Source organism: Clostridium sp. 001, assembly GCF_019056555.1.
Taxonomy (GTDB): domain Bacteria; phylum Bacillota; class Clostridia; order Clostridiales; family Clostridiaceae; genus Clostridium_B; species Clostridium_B ragsdalei.
In genome coordinates this window covers 4,193,685-4,218,960 of the sequence record NZ_CP020473.1, presented here as the reverse complement: position 1 = coordinate 4,218,960, position 25,276 = coordinate 4,193,685, and the positions used below count along the sequence as shown (strand labels likewise).

Annotated in this window: 16 protein-coding genes and 1 pseudogene; 1 reads left to right on the top strand and 16 read right to left on the bottom strand. The window is 32.5% G+C overall.

The features are described from left to right. Positions 1-513 precede the first annotated feature (513 nt). The 13 genes and pseudogenes from B5S50_RS19615 to B5S50_RS19555 form a co-directional block, all read right to left on the bottom strand. Positions 514-2,046, bottom strand: a complete 1,533-nt coding sequence (locus tag B5S50_RS19615) for a hypothetical protein (RefSeq protein ID WP_217302629.1) — start codon at positions 2,044-2,046, stop codon at positions 514-516. Positions 2,047-2,414: 368 nt separating this feature from the next. Then, a pseudogene (gene rlmH, locus B5S50_RS19610) lies at positions 2,415-2,878 on the bottom strand (23S rRNA (pseudouridine(1915)-N(3))-methyltransferase RlmH). A gap of 88 nt (positions 2,879-2,966) precedes the next feature. Next, positions 2,967-4,358, bottom strand: a complete 1,392-nt coding sequence (gene pepV / locus B5S50_RS19605) for a dipeptidase PepV (RefSeq protein WP_217302627.1) — start codon at positions 4,356-4,358, stop codon at positions 2,967-2,969. A 604-nt stretch (positions 4,359-4,962) separates the two neighbouring features. Further along, positions 4,963-6,396 carry a glutamate synthase subunit beta gene (locus tag B5S50_RS19600; RefSeq protein ID WP_127720893.1) on the bottom strand — a complete coding sequence of 478 codons (1,434 nt, stop codon included), beginning with the start codon at positions 6,394-6,396 and terminating at the stop codon, positions 4,963-4,965. An 11-nt stretch (positions 6,397-6,407) separates the two neighbouring features. Beyond that, the gene (gene gltB, locus B5S50_RS19595; RefSeq protein WP_217302626.1) at positions 6,408-10,946 is read right to left on the bottom strand and encodes a glutamate synthase large subunit; all 4,539 of its coding nucleotides are present in this window, start codon (positions 10,944-10,946) and stop codon (positions 6,408-6,410) included. Between the two features lie 233 nt (positions 10,947-11,179). Beyond that, positions 11,180-12,787, bottom strand: a complete 1,608-nt coding sequence (locus tag B5S50_RS19590) for a polysaccharide biosynthesis protein (RefSeq protein ID WP_065079074.1) — start codon at positions 12,785-12,787, stop codon at positions 11,180-11,182. Positions 12,788-12,829: 42 nt separating this feature from the next. Then, positions 12,830-13,789: an RluA family pseudouridine synthase gene (locus B5S50_RS19585; protein ID WP_217302625.1), complete on the bottom strand. Its 960-nt coding sequence runs from the start codon at positions 13,787-13,789 to the stop codon at positions 12,830-12,832. Positions 13,790-14,105: 316 nt separating this feature from the next. Next, positions 14,106-15,278, bottom strand: a complete 1,173-nt coding sequence (locus B5S50_RS19580) for a M20 family metallopeptidase (RefSeq protein WP_217302624.1) — start codon at positions 15,276-15,278, stop codon at positions 14,106-14,108. 29 nt (positions 15,279-15,307) lie between these two features. Continuing rightward, the gene (locus B5S50_RS19575) at positions 15,308-17,413 is read right to left on the bottom strand and encodes a cell division protein FtsA (RefSeq protein ID WP_217302623.1); all 2,106 of its coding nucleotides are present in this window, start codon (positions 17,411-17,413) and stop codon (positions 15,308-15,310) included. A gap of 91 nt (positions 17,414-17,504) precedes the next feature. Further along, positions 17,505-18,674 carry a cell wall metabolism sensor histidine kinase WalK gene (locus B5S50_RS19570; protein ID WP_217302622.1) on the bottom strand — a complete coding sequence of 390 codons (1,170 nt, stop codon included), beginning with the start codon at positions 18,672-18,674 and terminating at the stop codon, positions 17,505-17,507. After that, entirely contained in the window at positions 18,667-19,350 is a 684-nt protein-coding gene (locus B5S50_RS19565) for a response regulator transcription factor (protein WP_217302621.1), read from the bottom strand. Before B5S50_RS19565 ends, B5S50_RS19570 begins: the two co-directional genes overlap by 8 nt. Before the next feature lie 123 nt (positions 19,351-19,473). Beyond that, positions 19,474-19,935, bottom strand: coding sequence for a DUF4342 domain-containing protein (locus B5S50_RS19560; protein WP_217302620.1), 462 nt, complete (start codon positions 19,933-19,935; stop codon positions 19,474-19,476). Positions 19,936-20,067: 132 nt separating this feature from the next. Beyond that, the gene (locus tag B5S50_RS19555) at positions 20,068-20,628 is read right to left on the bottom strand and encodes a hypothetical protein (RefSeq protein ID WP_217302619.1); all 561 of its coding nucleotides are present in this window, start codon (positions 20,626-20,628) and stop codon (positions 20,068-20,070) included. Positions 20,629-21,074: 446 nt separating this feature from the next. On the opposite strand from B5S50_RS19555, the gene B5S50_RS19550 reads away from it, so the two are divergent. After that, positions 21,075-22,463 carry a transposase gene (locus tag B5S50_RS19550; protein WP_217302618.1) on the top strand — a complete coding sequence of 463 codons (1,389 nt, stop codon included), beginning with the start codon at positions 21,075-21,077 and terminating at the stop codon, positions 22,461-22,463. A 107-nt stretch (positions 22,464-22,570) separates the two neighbouring features. On the opposite strand, the gene B5S50_RS19545 is transcribed toward B5S50_RS19550, so the two are convergent. From B5S50_RS19545 to B5S50_RS19535, 3 genes are read right to left on the bottom strand one after another with little or no spacing between them, the layout of a single operon-like run. Next, positions 22,571-23,140: a 4Fe-4S dicluster domain-containing protein gene (locus B5S50_RS19545; RefSeq protein ID WP_065079080.1), complete on the bottom strand. Its 570-nt coding sequence runs from the start codon at positions 23,138-23,140 to the stop codon at positions 22,571-22,573. A 5-nt stretch (positions 23,141-23,145) separates the two neighbouring features. Then, positions 23,146-24,519, bottom strand: a complete 1,374-nt coding sequence (locus B5S50_RS19540; protein WP_217302617.1) for a [FeFe] hydrogenase, group A — start codon at positions 24,517-24,519, stop codon at positions 23,146-23,148. 35 nt (positions 24,520-24,554) lie between these two features. After that, on the bottom strand, positions 24,555-25,136 hold the full coding sequence (locus B5S50_RS19535) for a 4Fe-4S dicluster domain-containing protein (RefSeq protein ID WP_065079082.1): 582 nt from the start codon (positions 25,134-25,136) through the stop codon (positions 24,555-24,557). Positions 25,137-25,276 lie beyond the last annotated feature (140 nt).

Sequence of the window (25,276 nt, the reverse complement as noted above, 5' to 3'; positions counted from 1 at the left end):
GGGCTACTGTGGTGGCTATCACTCATCAAACCCGCTTATATCCACATTTCCCACAAAAATCCTTGTCATTTGTGGTAAGGTTCACCGTAACGGGCATAATGTAGACTTTTTAATATATTGTTTTATTGCGTCATACAATTAATTATTAGAATCAATTATTTCTTTTAGGGTGATATTTTGATTAATGAATCTTGTCTTATTCTTTTCCTTTAAATAGCTTAATTCTATCAGCTTTACAACCTCCACAAAATAAAAATACTCTTACCAGTATTGCTAAGGTAAGAGTTTTCAATATTATAATATATATTTACAATTTTTATCATTACAATAAAGTCTACCTCATCTATGGTACGATTCTTCGTAACATTATCAAGTAAGGTTTGTTTATATTTAAATTGAAAGGAAGCTAACCTATGCTTAGCTTCCTTTCAATTTATATTTCCCATTCTCATATTCAGTCTTTTCCAAAATAGTGAACTTATTCTTCCTCCAGAAATTTTTATTCCTCCAAAGTTATAATAAATAGAATTCTTCCAAGACTGGTTTACATATTTTAGTCACATTATCTTCCAAAAAAGGATTTGACAAATTACTCTCCATTAACAATTCACGATAACCTTTACTTCCTCCATTTTGACATAAACGATTGTAGTCATTCCAAGATGCCTGGTAGTTCTGTTTGGAATGTGCATAAAATTCAAATACACTCATTTGTGCTACATCATATTCAATATAGTAAAAAGGATGTGTAAATAAATGTGATTGATTCGGCCAATAGGTACCATTCTTAATATCATCTGGATTTATCACACGCCACGGCATATATCTGCGAACAATATCTGCCCATAATTCACATCGTTTCTTTCGTGACATATCGATATCCTTGTAAATTGCATGTTCAAATTCGTCAATGGCACATCGATAAGGGAGATTCATCATGGTTCGATACAAATGATAACGTATACTATCTTTCTTTTGATTTCCAACAAATCTATCCAAATAAGGGTAAGCAAAATGCTCCATTGTCTTTGAATGTATCTCATTAATTGACGATGTAGATCGATGATAATCATACAGTTTTTGTTTTCGTGCAGCTGTATAAAACGCATACCCATGAGCTAATTCATGAATAAACATAAGGGCATCATAACTTCGGTTACTGTAATTTCCCATCGCAAATGGCATTTTAATATGAGCTAACATACTACAACTAAAATTATCAGAACACTTGTCCGGACGGTGTGCTAAATCATAATATCCACCCTCTATAATATCTTTAATATAGTGCCCACTCTCCTTCGATATATCTGAAAACATCTCTTGGATGGCATGGATTAATTCCGTCTCAGATTCAAACAATGTATTTACATCCTGAATTTCATTTGAACGCTTTATTTCATTACATACTGGGGTAAATAATTTATTGATTTGCTTGCGGAATACCAAAAGATCATTTTCGCCATAATCAAAACGAAGATTTTTTTTATAAGCCATATCAATATAACTAATATATCCTAGCTGACTTGCTATTTGTGTTCGTACTTTAATCAAGCGATCAAGGATCTCATAATATTGATCATTCATTTCCTGTGTTCTTCCTCGTAAAGCAAGCAGATGTAGATACTTTAAATTAAGATGATTTTCTTCAGCCTGTAATTCTTTTGCATCTCGATTTGACTGAAATTGATGGCTTTGCATTACTCTGACAATTTGGGATCCAAACTCTTCTTCAAATTCAGATAAAAACGATGAATCTAACAGAATCTGATTACATTCATTTTGTAATGCTTCCAACTTGGGAATTTCTTTATTCAAGATCTCAATCTCGGGACTATAAATTTCCATATCAATACCACATGTATACTTAATATATACAAATACTTTATTAAAATCAAACCGATACATGGAATCTTTCATCTCAATCCATGCATTACGTAACTCCTCATAAGACTGAGATTGTAACATTATCTTTTGTAATTGTAATAGTTTCTCATTTTGAGATTGATAATTTGGACGTTTATATTTTAAATCTGAAAATTTCTCCATAAATTATGTAACCCCTCCATATCATTTTTATTATTCATATAGTATAACACTTAATGCAGATGAATATTGTCACATTATGGTAAAACTAAAATAATTAAAATAGGAATAACCTCTTTTCCTAATCAACTTCATATATATCAAACCGTGACTCTCTTGAAACTACAATATACGCTGGAATACCCATTAAGACTGGATTATCTTTTAATATGTATGTCAACAATTTTTAGCCCGCACAAAATGGTGGGATACAATATAAGAGTGTATGCACGTATCAGTGCACACACTCTTCGGTATTGCTGAATTATTACATTCATATTACTTATGATTTTATCAAACAAGCACCCATTCAATTTTAGTAAAAACCTCATTTACTTATGGTAAGGTTCACCTTTCATTATCTTAAATCCCCTAGCATTACCCTAAAGAGCTGATGCGGAAAAGTCATCTTGGAAAAACACAGCTTGTAATCAGCCCTTTGTAAAATTTCCCTGGAAATACCTAGAGAACCTCCTATTATAAAGGCAATATTACTCCTGCCTTGAAGTCCTAAATTTCCAATGAAATCAGAAAACTGTTCAGAAGTCATAGTATTTCCCTTTAAATCCATTGCTACTACATACATACTATCACTTATGTGCTTTGATATTCTTGTTCCTTCTTTTTCCCTTATAATATCTTCATCTTTTTTAGAAGCATTTTCTGGAGTCTTTTCATCTTGAACTTCCACTATATTGATTTTACAGTATCTAGACAACCTTTTTGAATACTCCTCTACTGCATCTTTTAAATACTTTTCTTTCAATTTTCCTACAGTAATTATTGTTAAATTCATACTTTTCTCCATTTCTAAATAGTAACATGTACTATATCATAAAAATAGCACGAATTACTCGTGCTATTTCATCTTATAAACTATAGAATTATTTTGCAAGTTCATATATTGCATGGGCATATATTTTAGCATTCATTACTAGGTCGCCAATTTCAATATATTCATTAGCCTGATGATCAAGGTCTGGTTTTCCAGGGAATATTGGTCCAAATCCAATTATATTCGGAAGTTCCTTAGCATAAGTTCCTCCGCCTATTCCATAAGCCTTTCCCTTCTGACCAGTCTCATCATTATAAACCTTAAGAAGAATTTTAACTAACTCACTATCTTCTGCAAAATAAAGAGGTTCATCAGATTCTACTCTTTCTATTTTAGCACCACACTCTGCAAATTTCTTAGAAAGGGTATCCATGATCTCTTCACCTTTCTTGGTAACAGGATATCTCATATCTAGCCACAAATCTGCCGTCTCTTCATTGATTTCAGCAACTCCTACATTTAATGATAATTTTCCTGATGGTTGATCTTCACAGGCTATTTTTAGTGAAGTACCTTCTGTTTCAAATCCAACATACTTATTAAAGAAATTTATATAGTCTGCAAGAGGGCAAGATTCTTTTGCAATAGTTCCTAAAAAGTCAAAAGTCTGCATTACAGCATTTTTGCCTAGTTCAGGCATACTTCCATGAGCTCCTATTCCAAATGTATGTAAAACTAAATCTCCATTTACAATTTCAGTTTTCATATTGTATCCCTTTTTATCTGCAAATTCCTTTATTGCTTTAGCAATGCTTCCCGTATCTTTTGCAGCTATTACAGTTTCACATTTATCAGGAACCATATTAGGTCTTATTCCACCTTTTAATGACTTAATTGTAATCCCACAGCTGCAGGAGCTTAATTTTTTAACAACATGAAATCTTCTTATACCCTTTTCCGCATTTATAAGTGGATACATGGCATCTGGTGTAAATCCAGATATTGGAGCTTTTTCTTTCTTATTATAAACATGCATTTCAGAACTTCCTGTCTCTTCATTTGTTCCAAAAATAACCCTTACTTTTTTTGAAAGCGGCATTTTAAGGTCCTTTATAGCCTTTAATCCAAAGAGAGCTGCCATTGTTGGTCCTTTATCATCCAATGTACCTCTTCCAAAAATCTTATCTTCATGTATTTCTGCTCCATAAGGTGGATGAATCCAATTATCTCCTTCTGGCACTATATCCATATGTCCCAGAACTGCTACATAATCTTCTCCTTCACCATATTCTGCATATCCGTAATATCCTTCTTCTTCTTTATATGTATGAAATCCAAGTCCAGCTGCAATTTCAAGAGCCTTGTCAAGTGCTTTTTCTGGCCCTTCACCAAAAGGCATGCCTGGTTTTTCCTCATCTTGAGTACTTTTAATCTTAACTACCTCTTGAGTTGCCTTAACCAACTCTTCTTTCATTTCATCAACTTTTTTATTAAGTTCCATCTGTATTCCTCCTATTCTTAATGACCCTTACAACGAGTAATCTAAATTTCAATATTTTTAAATATATAAACATTATATTATTTGTTTTTTTAACATAATTTATCTAATATGATTATTGTATACCGTTTTCTATGCTTTTTCAATACATATGAATTATTTATTGGATGTTCCTATTTTACGTGCCAAATTTTATTCAATTGTCGGGCAAAATTTATTAAGGCAAAGCTCCAATGTTACTATATTTTAGATTTTGGGGAGTGTTAACGTAAGAAAATCACCCATAATTCTTAATTATATTTTATAAATTGAATGTAAGCCCTATATAGTGATTCTAATTGAAATTTAACTTATATATAAAATATACTAACAAAATATAAATCACACTTAAAAACTTTTTTTATAAGTCTTAGTGAGGTATTTTAGAAAATCTTAGAAGCTTATATATGTCTGAGGTACGAGTTTATATAAGATTCTTTAGATTTTCTAAATACCGAACTTTAGACTTATAAAAAGTTTTTAGTGTGATGATTTTTGTTAGTATATGGCTAGTATAAGTTTATTTTTCGTTTATACACCTTATAGAAACTATAAGTGAACTTTAAAATTATCCTCTGAGAGATGTTTCTCCCATTAAATATTTATCAACATTCTTTGCCACTCTTCTACCATCATTTAGTGACCAAACTACAAGAGATTGTCCACGTCTCATATCTCCTGCTGCAAATACCCCTTCTTTTGCAGTCATATAATTCACATCCGTTACCACATTACCTCTAGCATCATATTCTACTCCTAGACTGTCAAGCAATCCTTCATGCTGAGGATGCAAAAATCCCATAGCTAAAAGTATCAAATCAACTGGTTGTTCAAATTCTGTACCTGGTACTTCTACCATTTGTCTCTTGCCATTATTATCTTCCCACTTAACCTTTACACCTTTAAGTGATTTCAATACACCTTTTTCGCCTACAAGCTTTTTGGTATTTATACACCATTCACGTATACATCCCTCTTCATGGGAAGTAGTAGTTTTCAGAGTTTTGGGGAAAACAGGCCACGGCATTGTTTTATCACGATTTTCAGGTGGTTTTGGCATAACCTCATATTGATAAACCTCTTTAGCTCCCTGCCTTATAGAAGTACCAATACAATCGGAACCTGTATCTCCTCCACCGATAACAACAACTACCTTTCCTTTGGCATTTATTTCTTCTTCCGTAATTTTCTTGCCAGAAACTCTTTTATTTTGCTGCCTTAAAAAGTCTACTGCAAAATAAGTTCCCTTAAGTTCTCTTCCTTCCACCTTAAGGTCTCTTGGAATAGTAGAACCTCCCGTTAAAACAACAGCATCAAAATTATCTAAAAGCTCATTTACATCGTAATTTACTCCTACATTTGTGTTTGTTTTAAATATTATTCCTTCTTCTTTCATAATATTTACTCTTCTGTCCACTACATATTTTTCAAGTTTAAAATCAGGAATACCATATCTTAAAAGTCCACCAACTTCATCTGCTCTTTCAAAAACAGTAACAGTATGACCTACGGAATTAAGTTCTGCAGCAGTTGAAAGTCCAGATGGTCCTGAACCTACTATAGCTACCCTTTTTCCAGTTCTAACTTTTGGTGGATTAGGTTTTATCCATCCTTCTTCAAAAGCCTTTTCGATTATATTAAGTTCTAGCTGCCTTACAGAAACAGGTTCTCTATTTACTCCAAGTGTACAAGAACCTTCACAGAGAGCAGGACATATTCTTCCTGTAAATTCAGGGAAAGTGTTAGTTAATGAAAGTCTTTCAAACGCCTTGTGCCATTCATTCTTATATACAAAATCGTTCCAATCGGGAATTAGATTTTCAAGAGGACATCCCCAATTACAAAAAGGAGTTCCACAATTCATGCACCTTGCTGCCTGTACATTCAATTTATCCTTAGGAAGCTTATAGTATACTTCTTTATAATCTTTTACCCTTTCCTTTACAGGACGTTCTTTTGGATTTTCTCTTTTATATTCTTTAAAACCAGTTATTTTTCCCATAGTGATACCTCCTACATATTAGAAGCAGCAACTGCTTCTAATTTGGTTTGTTCCAGTATAAGTTTATACGCAGTAGGTATTACCCTCTTAAACTTGGTTTTATATACATCCCATTTTTCAAGAATCTTTTTAGCTTTTGCACTATTTGTATATTTATAATGTTCCTGTATTAAACTATATACTGTATTTACATCATCCTCATCTTCCATTTGCGCAATTTCAACCATTTCCATGTTGCATTTTCTATCAAAAGAATCATCTTCATCAAGTACATAAGCTATACCGCCGCTCATACCAGCTGCAAAATTTCTTCCCGTTTGACCCATGATAACTACTCTTCCACCAGTCATATATTCACAGCAGTGGTCTCCTACACCTTCAACTACAGCTGTAGCTCCACTGTTTCTTACTGCAAATCTTTCTCCTACAGTACCATTTACAAATACCTTTCCTGATGTAGCTCCATATAAAATGGTATTACCTGCTATGATATTCTTTTCTGCAACAAAAGTTGCCTTCTCAGGAGTTTTAATAACTATTTTAGCACCAGAAAGACCTTTTCCAACATAATCATTGGCGTCTCCTTCAAGCACTAGAGTAAGTCCATTTATTCCAAAGGCTCCAAAACTCTGTCCTGCTGACCCCTTAAAATTTAACACTATAGTATCTTCTGGAAGTCCCTTGGCACCATATTTCTTTGCAATCGTTCCGCTTAGCATTGTTCCAACAGAACGATTTACATTTTTTATCTCCAAATTTGCAGTAACTTTTATCTTATCCTGTACTGCCTTTTGTGTCATTTGAATGAGTTTATAATCTATTGCCTTATCAAGTCCATGATTCTGTGGTATTACACAGTAGGATTTAATTCTCTTTGGCATATATGGTTTATAAAGTACAGCAGACAAATCTAAACCTTTAGCTTTCCAATGAGTAATAGCCTTTTTTGTCTCCAGCATATCTACTCTTCCAACCATTTCATTCATTGTTCTAAAGCCAAGTTTTGCCATATACTCTCTAACTTCCTGTGCAATAAAAGTAAGGAAATTTATTATATGCTCTGGTTTTCCTTTAAAATTCTTTCTTAATTCAGGATCTTGGGTAGCTATTCCCATATCACAAGTATTTAAATGGCATTTTCTAAGCATAGTACATCCCATTACTACAAGGGCAGTAGTTGCAAAACCAAATTCTTCAGCTCCAAGAAGTGCTGCAATTGCAACATCTCTACCTGTCTTTAACTGTCCATCTGTTTGAATTCTAACTCTGCTTCGCAGATCATTTAACAGTAGTACTTGTTGTGTCTCAGATAATCCAAGTTCCCAAGGTATTCCTGCATTTTTTACAGATGACATAGGTGATGCCCCTGTGCCTCCATCATGACCACTTATAAGTATTAAATCTGCATGAGCCTTTGCAACTCCAGCAGCAATTGTTCCTACTCCTACTTCAGACACAAGTTTTACACTTATAGCTGCACTAGGATTTACATTTTTTAAATCATATATTAATTGAGCTAAATCTTCTATTGAATATATATCATGGTGAGGTGGTGGTGAAATAAGGTCTATGCCTGGAGTTGAATACCTTATTTTGGCGATATACTTATTAACCTTCCTACCTGGAAGTTGTCCACCTTCTCCTGGTTTTGCACCTTGTGCTATCTTTATCTGGATTTCATCTGCATTTGCCAAATATTCTGTAGTTACACCAAAACGTGCTGATGCCACCTGTTTTATAGCACTTCTTCTGGAATCACCATTTGGATCTAGTACATATCTATCAGGATCCTCTCCACCTTCTCCAGTATTGCTCCTTCCACCTATTCTATTCATAGCTATAGCTATAGTTTCATGAGCTTCTTTGCTTATAGAACCAAAGGACATAGCTCCTGTACAGAATCTTTTAAGAATTTCACTTACTGGTTCAACTTCTTCTATAGGTATCTCATTTCCCTTTTTAAATTGAAACAAGCCTCTTATTGTACATAAATTTTTATCTTGTTCATTTATTACTTTAGCATACTGCTTATACATACCATAGTCATTAGTTCTTGCTGCAACCTGGAGTTTGTATATAGTTTCAGGATTAAAGAGATGAAACTCTCCTCCTTTTCTCCAAGAATAGTTACCACCTACATTGAGCTCAGAAATAGGTTTTCTTATTTTATTAAAGGCATTTTTATGTCTTGCAAGTACTTCCTTTGCAACTACATCAATACCTATACCACCTATTCTAGATGATGTACCCTCAAAATACTTATTTACAAATTCTGAATCAAGACCTATTGCTTCAAATATTTGTGCACCGTGATAACTTTGCAGCGTGGATATACCCATTTTTGAAAGTATTTTAAGTATTCCTTGATTTATAGCCTTAATATAATTTTTCTTTGCTTCTTCTGGTGTAACTCCAACTATATCATTTTCCTTTATCATTTCATCTATAGTTTGATAAACAAGATAAGGATTAACTGCAGAAGCACCATAACTTATTAAAAGTGCAAAATGCGTAGTTTCTCTTGCTTCTCCAGTTTCTACGATAATTGAAACTTTTGTACGTGTTTTTTCTCTAATTAGATGGTGCTGCACCGCTGAAACAGCAAGTAAACTTGGTATAGCAGCCTCGTAAGAATCCACATTTTTATCACTTAAAACTAGTATATTGTATCCTTCTTTTATTCTCTTTGAAGCTCTCTCACAAATTTTTTCAAGAGCTTCCTTAAAACCTTCTACTCCCGTATCACATTTAAATGTAATAGGAATAGTAGTAGTTTTAAAGTTTTTATCTCTCAAGCTCTTTATTTTTGATATTTCCTCATTAGTTAGTGTAGGACTTTTTATCTCTATAAAAGGATCGTTTGAGATTTCTCCATCTTTACCATTTAATATATTAGCCTGGGTAGAACCTATATAATTTGCAAGAGACATTACTAATCTTTCTCTTATAGAATCTATAGGTGGATTGGTTACCTGGGCAAAAAGTTGTTTGAAATACGCAAAAAGCAATTGATTTTTATTTGAAAGCACTGCAAGAGGAGTATCATTTCCCATAGACCCCACAGGCTCTTTACCATCCTTTGCCATAGGTCCTATTATCTTGCTCAAATCTTCAAGAGAGTAGCCAAACGCCTGTTGTTTTTCCTTTAATACTACAGGTGGTATTTCTTCTCTTGTCCTAACTGCCTTAAACATATCAAGAGTAAATTTTAATTTAGGAAGCATTTCTTCATAAGGCTTACTCTTGCATATATCTCTTTTTAATTCTTCATCATCTATTATTCTTCCCTGAGCAGTATCAACCAAGAACATTTTGCCAGGTTTTAGTTTTCCCTTTTCCTCTATATCCTCATCATTAAATTCTAGCACTCCTGTCTCTGATGCAAGTACTACAAGACCATTTTTTGTTATCATATATCTCAAAGGCCTTAATCCATTCCTGTCAAGAGTAGCACCAACTTGTACACCATCAGAAAATGCAACCGCAGCAGGTCCATCCCAAGGTTCTACAAGAGAACCGTGATACTCATAAAAAGCCCTTTTATATTCTTCCATATATTCATTTCCTTCCCACGCTTCTGGTATAAGAAGCATAAGTGCATGTGGTAAGGATTTTCCATCTTCATATAATAATTCCAATACATTATCAAGAGATGCAGAATCACTTCCCCCTTCACTTATTATAGGGAAAAGTTTCTTAATGTCCTTTCCGAAAGCTTCAGATTTCAGTACACCTTCACGTGATCTCATCCAGTTTCGATTTCCTCTTATGGTATTTATCTCACCATTATGTCCAAGAAACCTAAAAGGTTGTGCCAAATCCCAAGTTGGGAAAGTATTTGTGCTGTACCTTTGATGTACTAGTGCAATGGCACTTTTAAAGTTTATATCATTTAAATCAATATAAAATTTCTTTATTTGATCTGCCAGTAATAATCCTTTATAAACTATAGTTTTACTTGAAAGACTACATACATAAAAAGATTTTGATGCACTTTCAAGAGTTTTTTTAACTTCATTTTCAACTTTTTTTCTGATTATATAAAGTTTTCTTTCAAAATCAGTTTGATTTTGTGCATTTTTGCCTATAAATATCTGTCTTATAATAGGTTCAGTACCCTTAGCTGTTTCACCAATACTTCTATTGTCTGTAGGTACATCTCTCCAGCCTAAAATTTTCTGTCCTTCTTCTTCTGCTGCCCTTTCAAGTATTCCCTCACACTGCAACCTTATTGCAGTTTCTTTTGGAAAAAATACCATACCTACAGCATATTCACCCGGTTCAGGTAATTCTATTCCTAAATTGTCACAATTTATTCTAAAAAATTCATCTGGAATTTGGACAAGTATACCTGCACCATCTCCTGTTTTAGTATCAGCTCCCACTGCTCCTCTGTGAGTTAAGTTAACTAAAATTTTAACACCTTTTTTTACAATATCATGGGTTTTTTCACCTTTTATACTGGCTATAAATCCTACCCCACAAGAATCCTTTTCATAAGCAGGATCATATAATCCTTGTTTTGAAGGGAATCCTAGATTATATTTCATGTTTTCAGCCCCCGTCTAAATTTTTTTGAACAAAAATGCATTTCTCTAACCCCTAGAAATGCATTTTGAAATTTTCTTAATTATTAGTTATTTAATTATCAAACTTGATATATTGCTGTAAAATACCAATTATGTTATAGGTCACTGGTATTTTAATAAGACTAATTTTATCATATTTTATTTCATGATGCAAGTTTTTTAAAAAAATATTTCAATTTTCTATTTATACTATTTTATTTTACTTTTCTCAATATAAAGCCTGGTATTAATTTTCGTGCTACACTAGGCAGCAATTCCATATCCCTTTTCCTTATGCCACCAATTAGTGCCATAGTAAAGACATATGTAATTATTCCTACTAAAACAGATACTATTGTAGAAATAGCATTTGGAATATACGCAATCTTTATAAATCCAAATATAAAATCCATGACAAACGAAGAAGCAAATACAACTATTCCCATCATTACAGAAGCAATTGCTGGTTTAACAGCATGTCTTATAAGACTAACTTTTGCATTTAAAGATTTTCTAATAATTATATGATTTAATATTATAGGTATAACAAATCCCACTATACTTCCTACTATTGCCCCTAATATATTTATATTAGGTATTGCAATAAGAACATAATTTATACATATTTTTACTACTATACCTATTACAGAATAAAAGGTAGCAGTAAACAGCTTTCCAACACTTTGCAAAATGGTAGTCTGTATTTGCATTATTGACATAAGCACAAGCACTATAGAACCACATTCCATAATATAATATGCTTTTCCAAACTTTAAAAGCTCGTATATATGGCCACTTAAAACCGAAAATCCAACTGCACAAGGTATTGCAATTAAGAAACAAAGTCTGAAGGAATAGTTTATCTTATCTTTTACCCTTTTTCTATCCTTAACTGCAAAAGCTGCTGATATTGCTGGAAGTATTGCTGCAGAAAGAGAAGATATTATAGCAATAGGAACATTCAAAAGCTGCTGATATTTGTTTAAATATCCATAAAGTATAGTAGCATTGGTATCACTTATCCCTCCAACTATAAGCCTTGCTTTAGTATTGGCTAAATCTACTATACTCCCAGCATAGGTCATTCCAACACATAAAGTTATAGGTACTCCATATTTTATAATTTTTTTCACAAGCTGTGATGTGGTGAGTCTTGTCCTACTTACTTCCACATAATTTTGAGGAAGCCTTATTTTTTTATTTTTTTCATAACAGTATATCAAAAATGTAGCAGAAGCGAGGGCTCCAAAAGAAGTTCCAATAGGTCCTCCAGTACAACCTACTTCCACTCCATATCTCATTAAATACGCTGCAAATGCAAGTGCAAATATGGTATTTACTATTTGTTCTATGACCTGTGACACTGCTGTAGGTGTCATGTTTGCCCTTCCTTGAAAATATCCCCTATAGGCAGAAGCAATGGAAGTGAAAAATATAGCTGGTGCCAGAGTTAGAAGCGATAAATAAGCCTTGTTATATTTTGTTATACTAGCTAAAGGTCCTGAAAATATAATTAGAAAAGATGCCATTACTATTCCCAAAATCACCAGAATAAATCTAGCTATTTTAAATCCTCTTACTGCATCTCTATAATTGCCTACCGCATTCAATTCAGATATAAGCTTTGATATAGCTACAGGTATACCTGCGTTCGTAAGTACGAAAACAAAGGCATATACCTGATAAGATGCGCCATACAATCCATAACCCTCTTCACCTATTATTTTCATCATAAGTGGTATATATATAACAGATAATATTTTTACGGCCATCCCTGCCATAGAAAGTATGGCAAAACCTTTAGTTGTTGACTGTTCTTTCATAATTTAAAACTCCCTATCAAAAACTATTAATATCCTAAAATATTAGAATTTATTAAATATATCCTTTTTTATCTTCTTTAATATAGGTGGAAGTCCCTCTGTTATGGTCTTGTTTTCCATATAATTAAGTTCTTCAGGACAGCTTCTAAAGTTTAACTTATATGCATATAAGTATTGATAATCCAAACCATATTTATTATAGAAAAAACTATTTATATTTGAAACACCATATTTACTGTCTCCTACTATTGCATTTCCTAAATATGCTAGGTGAGCCCTCAACTGATGACTTCTACCCGTAATTAGCTCAAGTTGTATCAGTGAATATATGCCGCAGGTGTTAACATTTTTTACTCTCATAGATATCTTTTTTGAATTTTTTTCCGGTGTATTGCTTACACTGGATTTGTTATTTGTTCTATCTTTTTTTATGTAACCTTCATAAACTCCATCTTTTATTTTTCCAATTACAAGAGCTATATAATACTTCTTTATACTTCTTTCCCTTATCATCTCATTCAATAACTTCAATGCTTCATAATTTTTTCCATAAATAACTATGCCAGAAGTATTCCTGTCTAATCTATTACAAGGTGATGGAGTAAAAGTAACCTCTTCTTCTGGATTAAATTCTCCCCTATCATACAAATGTGAAAGTACATAATCAGTTAAAGTAGCATCCTTGGAATTTTTATCTGAATGCACCAAAACTCCAGGCCATTTTTCTACCAAAAGCATATTTTTGTCTTCATAAATTATCTTTAAAAAAGCATTGTCTATTCTTTCAAATTTAGATTTTGTTTCCTTAGAAGTTATGTATTCTGCATTTACTATATCTCCCTCCAAAAGGAAATATTTTTCTTTAGCTTTTTTTCCATTTACTTTAATATCACCTTTTCTTATAGCTCTGTATATACCACTAAGTGGCACATCCTGAAGCCATTTTCTTGAAAATTTATCTAATCTTTGACCAGCTTCGTTCTTTCCTATCTCCAATTTCATATCAATCTCTCCTAAGTCTTAAAATTAACAACTCTCTTATATATCTGCAATTAGTAATTTAAGAATTCTATATTGCAAAGTTTTTAAAAAGTTTAAAGTTCTTTGTTATTAGCAAATTGTATTATTTACTATCTTATATGGACAACATCTAATTATATACTACTATTATTAACTAAATCAATAAATAAAAATATTTTTTAGCTTAGGCATTTGAAAGAAAATACCTTACATCTTTATACTTGTTTTTCTACATAAAAAATATACTTAAAGTTCATACCCATTACAATAAAAACTCTAAGTACATTTAAATACTGTACTATCTTAAAAAATCATAAGCTGCCTTGCACTGTATGGCAACTCCGATAGGAAGACAATCTTCATCTATATCAAATAAATTTCCATGGGCAGGATGTATTATTTGTTTTTCTTCATTTCTACATCCTAAATAATAAAAGGCAGAAGGCCTTTCCATAGAAAAATAAGCAAAACTTTCTACGCCCATGCTTGGCTTCTCAAGTATCTTTACTTTATCTTTACCTATAACATCATATGCTGCATTTAAAATATCCTGTGCTGCACTATCGTCATTATAAAGACAAGGATAACTCTCCTGTATGTCTATTTCACATTTTCCCCTAAAAGAATTAACTACTCCATTTGTTATTTCACAAAGCCTTTTCTTTACATATTCCCTATGCTCTGTCTTCATAGTTCTTATGATACCTGATATTGTGACTTCATCTGGTATTATATTTTGGGCTGTACCTCCATGAATTGATCCTATAGTTATTACTCCTGCATCTGTAGGAGGAAGTTCCCTACTTACAATTTCCTGAAGTGCTATTACTACATGGCTTGCTATTACTACAGGGTCAATTCCCATATGAGGTCTTGCCCCATGAGATCCAACTCCTTTAATTTTTATGTCAAAAGGATTAGAAGCTGCATTCACTACTCCAAGTTTAAGTCCTATATTCCCAACTTCTATATTTTCCTCTACATGAAGTCCTATTACTCTATCAACCTTTGGCTCTTCAAGTACTCCATCTTCTATCATTAACTTAGCTCCACCTGTGGTTTCTTCTGCAGGTTCAAAAAATAATTTTACATTTCCCCTTAATTCATCTTTTATAGAGTTTAGAATTTTAGCAGCTCCAAGAAGTATAGTTGTGTGCGCGTCATGGCCGCAGGCATGCATTTTTCCCTTAACCTCTGAAGAATAGTCACAAACTTTTTTATCTTCTAAAGGAAGTGCATCCATATCAGCTCTTATTCCTATAGTTTTAGTACCTTTTCCTCTTATTATTGCACATATTCCTGTGTGAGCCGTGTCCTTATATTCTATACCCCATTTGTCTAAAAATTGTTTTACTTTGCCAGAAGTTCTCTCTAAATCATATCCAAGTTCTGGATGCCTATGAAAATCCCTTCTCGTTTCAATCAATTCTTGTTTTATAGATTCTGCCATTTTCAAAAAGTTTTTCTGCATATTTGTTCCTCCAATATTAGTATCCATACCTATTCCCAACCTAATTCTATTATGTCTCCTTCAGATAACTTATCATAATAACCTGCGTTATTTCCATTTAAATGCAAATACAGCTTTCCCTTAATTTTTGTTAGATCAAATTCTATATGATTAAATATGTCCACAAATATATAATCCTTTTTCCCCGTAAGTACTACAGTTTTTCCATTTGCAACTACAGTTATTTCATTTGTATCCTTACTTTTTTCATTCAAAGTAGATTCATGCAATTCATTCTCTTTAGCTTTGCTTATATCTTCTTCCTTTGGAGCCACTTCCAAAGCCACTTCTTCTGAACTTAAATTTTCCTGTCTTTCTTCTTTAGAATTCTTTTCTTTTCCATCTTCTACTTTAGTTATTCTATAAATTCTGTCCCCTTCATTTATAATATATTTTTTATCTAATTTGTTTCCATCTAAATAATATGCAAATTCTTCTCCACTGTCAGTTGAAAAATATTTTTCATAGTCAGAAATGGTTTCCGGTAAGATTATATTTACATTATCCCCTTCATTTATGGTACTATCCAATTTTACTCTATTTTCATTTATATATGCTGCAGGTTCTAAATTTTCTATTAAATCATTTATAAAAAAGCTCACAGAATAGGACTTTTGTATGTAGTCTATCACTTTAGGCACAGCATTTTTCCCATTAATTGCATACTTTATTTCTATGTCGTCTCCTTCTTTAATTTCCTCATCCATGCTTTTTTCAATTCCATTCACAGTTATTTTGGTACTAGAAGCTAAAGTACCAAAAGCTACTCTTTTTATACCATTTACTGTAAACCTTATATTTTTACCGTTTTTCCCTATTAATGACTTAGGATTTATTCCTGCTTGCAGCATTACATCCATTACCGTATGTCCATGAGAATTAAAAAGACTTATTACATTTCCATTTAATATTACATCAATAAATCCATGTCCTAGTCTTCTTATTGAAATAAGTGCAATACCTAAAACAGTAACCCCTGTACTTCCAAGAGAATTGTCAAGACATACACAATCCGTAACCGCTTCTCTTCCCTTTATAGCAATTCTTTGGAGAGGCATGTTCAACTTTTTAGCTAAAAATTCCTTGAGTTCCGGAGTATGAGCTCCTCCACCCACAAGAAAAATTGCATTAGGCGGTTTATCTCCATTTAACTCAACTATTTTATTTCCAATTTCATCTGCTATCTTATTAACAACAGGATTTATGAGCTTTATAACTTCCTCAGAAGATATTTTATTTTCTATGCCTAAAACATCTGTATACTTTATAGTTTCATTTTCATTACACTGTTTTTTTATCTTTTCCGCAGTGTTAAAATCGACTAAATAATTTTGTGCTATAACTTCGGTAACTTCATCCCCTGCCTGAGATACCATGCCATAAGCACTTATAGTATCCTTACTGCTTATTGCTATATCCGAAGTTCCTGCTCCTACATCTACTAGCGCTAAATTTAAAAGCCTTAGATTTTGTGGGACTGCAGCTTCCATAGCTGCAATAGGCTCTAAAGTTAAGCTTACTACTTGAAGGCCTACTTTTTCCATAACAGAATACAGACTGTCCACTACAGACCTTGGAAGAAAGGTTGCTATAGCTTCTACCGATATATTTTCTCCTTTATGTGCCAATAGATTACTTATAAGATAACCATTTAGATAATAGCTTTTCACACTATACCCTACACAATACAATCTTCCCTTTGTATTTTTAGTTACCTGCTTTTCAGCAGACTTCACCGCAGTTAACTCAAGACTCCTTATGGTATCCCTATCTATTTCCTTATCATAATCAATGTTCATATGCTCTTTTACAGATACAGTTCTTAAAAATCTTCCTGCTGCTGCTATTGCTGTATTTTCCAATTTCATGTTTAAGTCTTCTTCTATTTTTTTCTTTATAGCATTTACTGCATTTGCCACAAGACCTACATCATGTATCTGCCCATCAATCATTGCTCTCTCTTCATGTTCCACGCAATGTTCTGATACTATATTAAATTTTTTATCCTTTACTATTCCAGCAGTACCTATTACAGTTCTTGTACCTATATCTAATGCAAATATTACATCCTGCGGATTAAAGTTAGTAATCTCCATAATATTTACCTCTTTTTCTGTAATCTAAAGGCCCATATTCCCAAAATATGAGCCTAATAAAATTATATAACAATACGACAAAACATTCAATTTATATTGGCAAAGTGATTTTTACTACAGTACCTATGTTTATTTCACTCCAAACATGAATCTTGCCATTATGCTTATCTATTATCCACTTTGAAATTGAAAGGCCTAGCCCTGTACCTCCACTACTTTTAGTTCTGGATTTATCAGCTCTATAAAATCTATCAAATATATGAGGCAAATCTTCCTTTGAAATTCCTGTACCATTATCTGCAATAGTTATTATAGCTTCATTTTCTCTTTTATAGGAATCAATTTTTATGCTTTCACCTTCCTCGGTATATTTGATACTGTTGTCTATGAAAATTCTTATAGCTTCCTTTATGAGTTTTTTGTCAGCATTGATGCTAAATTCATCATTATGTTCATTTTCTATTTTATGGACATCATCAATTAATTTTGTCTCCTTCACTATTTCATCTATCAGCTCATTCATCATGAAATTTTCTTCCTCAACTTTTTGAGTATTTTTATCTCCTCTTGCAAGAAATAAAAGTTTTTCAATCAAGTCCTTCATGCTTTTAGATTCACTTTTTATAGCATCAATAGATTCTTCAAGTACATCTTTATCATCTTTTCCCCAGCGGTCTAACATATTAGCATATCCTTGAATTACAGAAATAGGTGTTCTCAGTTCATGTGATGCATCAGAAACAAATTGATTCTGTTTCTCTATAGAACTTTGAATTCTGTCCATCATATCATTAAAAGTTTTTGCTAAATCCTTAAGTTCATTTTTTGATCCCTTAATATCAAGTCTTTTATCCAAATTATCTATAGATATCTTTTTTACTGTATCTGCCATAGTATACACAGGAGATAAAAATTTTTTACTGGCCTTTGAACCAATTATTATAATTATAATTAATCCTATAATATTCCATACTGCTAAAATTCCTAAAAGAACTACTATATAATTATCCTTTCTACCATTTTGCATATAATAATTAAAGCTTCCAATTATGCCTAAAGTAATTAAGAAAAAAATTATCACAAAGGTGAATACATAGGTTACTGTTATTTTAAAGCTAATGGAAAATCTCAGTTTATTTTCTATACTCTCAACTGCCCTGCTTAAATATTTAGGTAAAATATTCAAAGCACGCTCTAATAGTAAGAACAAAATCTTTATGATTTTAACTATTATTCTAAATATAAGTTTAATCTTATTCATCCTTTAATTGATACCCCACTCCTCGAACGGTATAAATAAATTTGTGATTAAATTTATCATCTATCTTACTTCTCAAATAACGAATATAGACGTCTACTACATTAGTATCCCCTGTATAATCATATCCCCATACTTTTTCAAGAATATTTTCCCTTGAAAGTACTATATTTTTGTTTGCCATTAAATATTTTAATAGATCAAATTCTGTTTTTGTCAGTTCTACTACTTCATTATTATATGTAGTAAGATATTTACTCATATTAAGTTTCAATTTACCTATTTCTATAATACCAGATTTATCTAGTGTAACCCTTTTATGCTTAAATGTAACACGAATACGTGCAAGAAGTTCTTCTATGGCAAAGGGTTTTGTAATGTAATCATCTGCACCAATATCAAGTCCCATTACTTTGTCCATTATCTCATCTTTTGCAGTAAGCATGATGACAGGAACCTCAGAGTTCTGCCTCAACCTCCTTAGTACTTCCATTCCATTTAAAGAAGGAAGCATTACATCAAGTATTATAAGATCAAAGTGTTCATTTAAAGCTTTTTCTAGTCCATCTCTTCCATCTACCGCTTTATCTACAATATATCCTTCATGTTGGAGTTCCAGCTCAACAAACCTTGCAATTTTCACTTCATCTTCTACAATAAGAATTTTTTCACCGGCCATATTATCCTCCTGTACTTTTTTTAATTTTATTATACCTTTTTTATTACTCACAATCCTTATAATAAGCTAAATTCTAGACAAAAATAAAACCTGCTTTATGAAAAATCATAAGCAGGTTTTATTTTATGCATTCTTAATCTCTTCTTTTATTTTATCTTTGGCATTGTTCATAGCTTCAGTAACTTTATCTATTTTACTATTAATTCCGCATTCTTCTCCACTTTCTTTATGAAATCTTATCTTACAACTTGTAATTAAAGCAATGACTACAACAGCTATTGCAACAGGAAATGCAAATATACAAAGTAAAACTGCTAGAGTAGAAGGCAAATTTAAAATTGTTTTATCATCTTTAGATATTACAAATTTTATCTTGTTAGCCTTTAAAATAATATTTTTAATTTTTTTAATAAAAGGTGAGCCCTTTATGCTTTCATGCTCTGGCTTGATTTTATTCTGTTCCTCTAAATACAAAAGTGCTTCTACCAAATCACCGTTACATTTTTCAAGTGCCTCTTTGGCCTCCTTATAGCTTACATTTGCTCTTTTTCTTAATGAATCAATTTGTTCAATTGAAATTGTCATCTTAATTCCTCCCTATAACTATTTTTTAATAATGAATTTTCTCTATATCTATATACTACTGAGGAATAATTAGAAGACAATTAGTTAAAGATTAGAATTTGATTAGAAATCTGTTTATGTAATTAAATTTGATCAATTAATTATATTCTCTATTTCTTTTATTACTTTTTCAAAATCATTATTAAAACTATTTTCTATAGTTATGTCAGCTTGATCTATAACTTCACTTGCTGACTTTTTCATTTGACTATCTTTGGAATTTTTTATCATAATAAAGACGCCTGGATTAACAACTTTTCGTAAGCTATTTGATTCACATACTATAAGAACATTTTCAGGTATTTTAGTACTAAATGCCTTAAATGCTTCGTACATATTATCCTTCAATGCTTTTAACCAGTAAACATTCTCTGCTCCAGCAGCTAATAGTAAAGATGTATCCTTATTATTGTCTGAATTTAACTCTTCCGTTATCTCAAAGTTTCCTTTTAAGCTTGAACACACCCCACAACCTTCTCCTCCACGTATGCATTTTCCATTCTTCTCCTGGATAGTTGTTATTTTTAGTGCTACCACTGGTCTACTTAATTTATATTTATTTATTATTGAAACAGCAAGAGTAGTTTTTCCACTGTTTCTAGCAGTTGAACCAATTAAAATCATATTGGGGGCATTATATTTTTTAGTTTCCATTTTACTCCTCCTCTTCTCATGTACTTATTTACTCAATTTTCACACATATAAAAAATTACGATGTAACTTTTTTAGTTAATAGTTAGAAATTAATAGTTAATGTGGATTTTTTCCCGTTACACTACAAAAAATCTTTGATTAAGCTTTTCACTACTCGTTTCGGTAAAGCGAAACATTGCTGGTTAATATAAGTTTAAAGATTTTTTGCGATAGCTAAAAATCATCCTTCACTATTAATTCTTCATTATTAATTCTTAACTTGCAAAGCTTTGCTCCACAAAGTTTTCAAACTGCTAAAGTTGAGTTACTTATTAATAGTATAACTCAACTTTCGCACATAAAAATTAAGGGGAAAGCCTTGAGAATAAACACATAAAGCAAAGAAACATTCCTTTTGGTATAATAGAATTGCAAAAAACACCACACCAAGGAAAGGAATGTTTCTTATGAATACTATTATATCAAATGATACTAATGATAAACAATTTAATTTTACTATAAATAGATTTTTTAAAGACAACAAAATTGGACATATACTTAAGCAATGCAATTTTTCTAAAGAAAAAGGATTTTCATGTATTAAAATATTTCAATATATTTTTATGCTTGTTTTTACTGGAAAAAACTTATTTAGGAACTTGGAGTCTGGAAAAAATAATCAATTTTCAAAGGATACTGTATATAGATTTCTTAATTCACCAAACTTTAATTGGAGAAAGTTTTTGTTTTTACTTTCTTCATTAATCATAAAAAATATTATCGTACCACTTACTTCAAAAGATAGAGTTAATGTACTTGTAATTGATGATTCTTTATACAGTAGGTGCAGGAGCAAATCTGTTGAACTTCTTGCAAGAGTTCATGACCATGTTGAACATAAATATGTTAAAGGCTTTCGCCTTCTCACCCTTGGTTGGTCAGATGGCAATACTTTTTTACCTCTTGCTTTCACTCTGCTTTCTTCCGAAAAGGAGAAAAACAGACTTTGTCCTGAAAACCACAATATTGATAAAAGAACCAATGGTTCTAAGCTCCGTAAGGAGGCTGTTTTAAAGTCACCTGAGGTTATGATTAGTTTACTTCAACAAGTTTCAAAATATGCTATTCCTGCATCGTACGTTCTTTTTGACAGTTGGTTTACGTACCCAAAAACTCTTATACGGATTCTAGAACTCAAACTTAATACTATTGCCATGGTCAAAGCAATGCCAAGGGTTTACTACAATTATAACGGTAAGTTATTGAACCTTAAAAATCTCTATGCTAATTTAAGAAAAAAGCGTGGTAAGGCAAAAATTCTTTCTTCTGTTATTGTAGGTATTGGCTCTGACAAAAATGGTAATGAGGTAAAAGCAAAAATTGTATTTGTAAGAGATAGAAACAGAAGTAGAAAATGGCTTGCTTTAATTTCTACCAATATATCCTTAGATGACAATGAGATAATAAGAATTTACGGAAAACGCTGGGATATAGAGGTTTTCTTTAAAATGAACAAGTCTTTTCTAAAACTTGCTAAAGAGTTTCAGGGGCGTTCTTATGATTCCATGGTTTCACATACTTCTATAGTTTTTACCAGATACATTATGCTTACTTTAGAAAGCCGTAAGAATAATGATGTTAGAACTATTGGTGGATTTTTTTATCAGTGCTGTGATGAACTTCAAGATATCCAATTTTGTGAAGTAATGAATCTTATTGTAGATATTTTAAAAAATGTATTAACTGAAAAACTTCTTCTTTCAAAGGACGTTATTGACTCAATAATAGATAGTTTTATTGCTGCTTTACCTTGTTACATCAAGGAGAAATTAGTCTTTTTGTCCTGCGAAAGTTGAGTAGTATAATCTTAATTATAATTTGTAACAAATTTAAATATTCCTCATACAATAACGTACCTAGATTTGATTTACACAAATCTAGGTACATTTCTCCAAAAACGATCTTATTTTTGTTTTTTCATAATTTTTAAAGCACTGGATCGACGCCTATTTTTAATAGTATGATTTATAACTTCGGGCTTAACTATGGTGAAAGCATCAACTGGACAAACTTCTACACAAGCTGGGCCTCCAGGCCTACCTGCACACAAATCACATTTATGTGCTGCCATATTCTCCTTATTTTGCTTTCCTTCTTTAGTACTCACACTTAAACCCTGTTTTTGCTTTCGGCCATTTTTACACTTTAGAACCATATCCATAGCACCAAATGGACAAGCAAGCATGCATGCCTTACATCCAATACACAATTCTGTTTTTACAACAATTTTATTCTTCTTATGAACAATTGCGCCTACTGGACATGCATTTGCACAAGGTGCATCATCACATTGCCTACACTGCACTGGCATAGTAGCCCTTTCTGCCCGTACTAGATTAATGCGAGGTGAAAAAGGTGCATCTATTGCTTGTGCAGTAAGCACACTAATATCTAAATGTGCAACTGCACAAGCAATTTCACAAGACTTACAACCAATGCATTTATTAGGATTTGCAACGACAAAGGTATTCAATGTACTTACCTCCTTGGTGTATACGTAGTATGAAGCAAATGATGAATATTATCTTCTACCAAGAATTCTTTATAAATTTTCTGTATCTCAGGATTATCATGTGATTTTCTATATTCCATATTTTCATCATGTACATACGTACTGCACGTACGATTAGTATAAGCATCAGTTTTTTCATCAGGTATCAATATCTTAGGTTGTCCCCCTCCACTAACACATCCAACTGGACAGGTCATCACTTCAATGAAATGGAAATCTGCTTTTCCAGCTTTAATTGCTTCCAAAACTGGTACAACATTTTTCAGACCAGCAACTACTGCTACTTTTAATGTCAGATCTCCTACTTTAACTTCTGAACTTCTTACTCCTTCGCCGCCTCTTATAAATTTGAGATTGACATCTGGAATCTCTTCTTTAGTAATCAATTTATATGCCGTACGCAGGGCAGCTTCCATAACACCTCCAGTAGCGCAAAAAATAGTACCTGCCCCAGAATAAGTCCCAAGTGGCTTGTCAAATTCATTTTCAGGTAAAGCATTAAAATCAATGCCAGCATCTTTGATTAATTGTCCAAGTTCCCGTGTGGTAATTACAGAATCTACATCCTGATATCCACTGTCTTTCATTTCAGGACGTTCACATTCAAATTTTTTGCAAATACAAGGCATAACTGAAACACTATAAATCTTGCCAGCATCTACACCATCAACCTGTGCACCATATGTTTTAAGCAGAGCACCTTCCATTTGTTGTGGAGATTTACAAGAAGACAGATGAGGAATAAGCTCCGGATAATCCTGCTCAATAAATTTTACCCAAGCAGGACAACATGAAGTGAACATGGGCAGCACTCCACCTTCAGTAACCCTTTTAATAAGTTCATTACCTTCCTCCATAATAGTGAGATCAGCAGCAAAATTAGTATCATAAATTCGATCAAAACCTAGCTCTCTTAGTGCAGCTGCCATTTTCCCTAGTGTTAAACTTCCAAGTGGCATACCAAATTCTTCAGCAATAGCTACACGTACTGCTGGTGCACATTGAACCATAGTAAAAAGTTTAGAATTTGCTAAGGCCTCTTTTACTTCTATGGCATGGCCTGTATAGTAGGATGCAAATAAGGGCTCTTTAACAGAGGGGAGCATATTACGCTCTTTTATCTTTTGCTCACGAGGAGTAATATCTTCATCAAATGCAGATGCATAAGCACTGCAAATTTGTACACACTGACCACACAAAACACAACGTTCAGTATTAATTTTTTGAGGTTGTCCTTTTTCACCTTCTATAGCATCTACAGGACAAACATCTGCACATCGCCTACATCCTGTACACAACTCTTTATCAATTTTGACAATACCTTCAGTCTTAACTGTCAAAACAATCGCCTCCTATCTTATTTCAAATTAAGCTTCTAGTCAAAAACACCTTTCACCAAATTCCAAAGATTATCAACTGCCTCTATGTTTCGTTTCTTTTTTACTTGTTTTGGTACAATAAGTTCCAATGCTTTCTCTGGACATGCCCTAACACAAGCTGGTCCATCAGGCTGATCAATACACAAATCACATTTATGTGCCACAACTACTTCCTTTTTTACTAAACCATTATCCGTTTCAGACATAAGCACATTCTGAGTAACTAGTTGACCATCTTTATACTTAGGTACAAGGTCCATTGCACCAAATGGGCAAGCCATTATGCAAGTTTTACATCCTACACAAGCTTCGGTATCAACCACAATCTTATTATCAACCTGGCTAATAGCCCTTACCGGACAAACATTGGCACATGGAGCATCTTCACACTGTCGACATTGAATAGGCACAGTTACTTCAGCCGTTTTAACAAGAAAAAGCCGCGGCATAATTGGAGTCTCTACTGTTCCCACTGTCTTCCCATCATTGTCAGAATGAGAAGCAGCACAGGCAAGTTCGCAAGCTTTACACCCAATACATTTATGGGCATCAGCTACTACAAAAGAGTTAAGTTTCATATTCAATTACCCCCTTATCAGTTATTTTAGCCTTTAAGATAATTCTAAGGCTTTTATTTTTCTAGCCCCATAAGGACTAAAATTTATATCATAGGACTTCCTCGTATACATCAATAAAAATAGGAAATGAGAAAATCTCT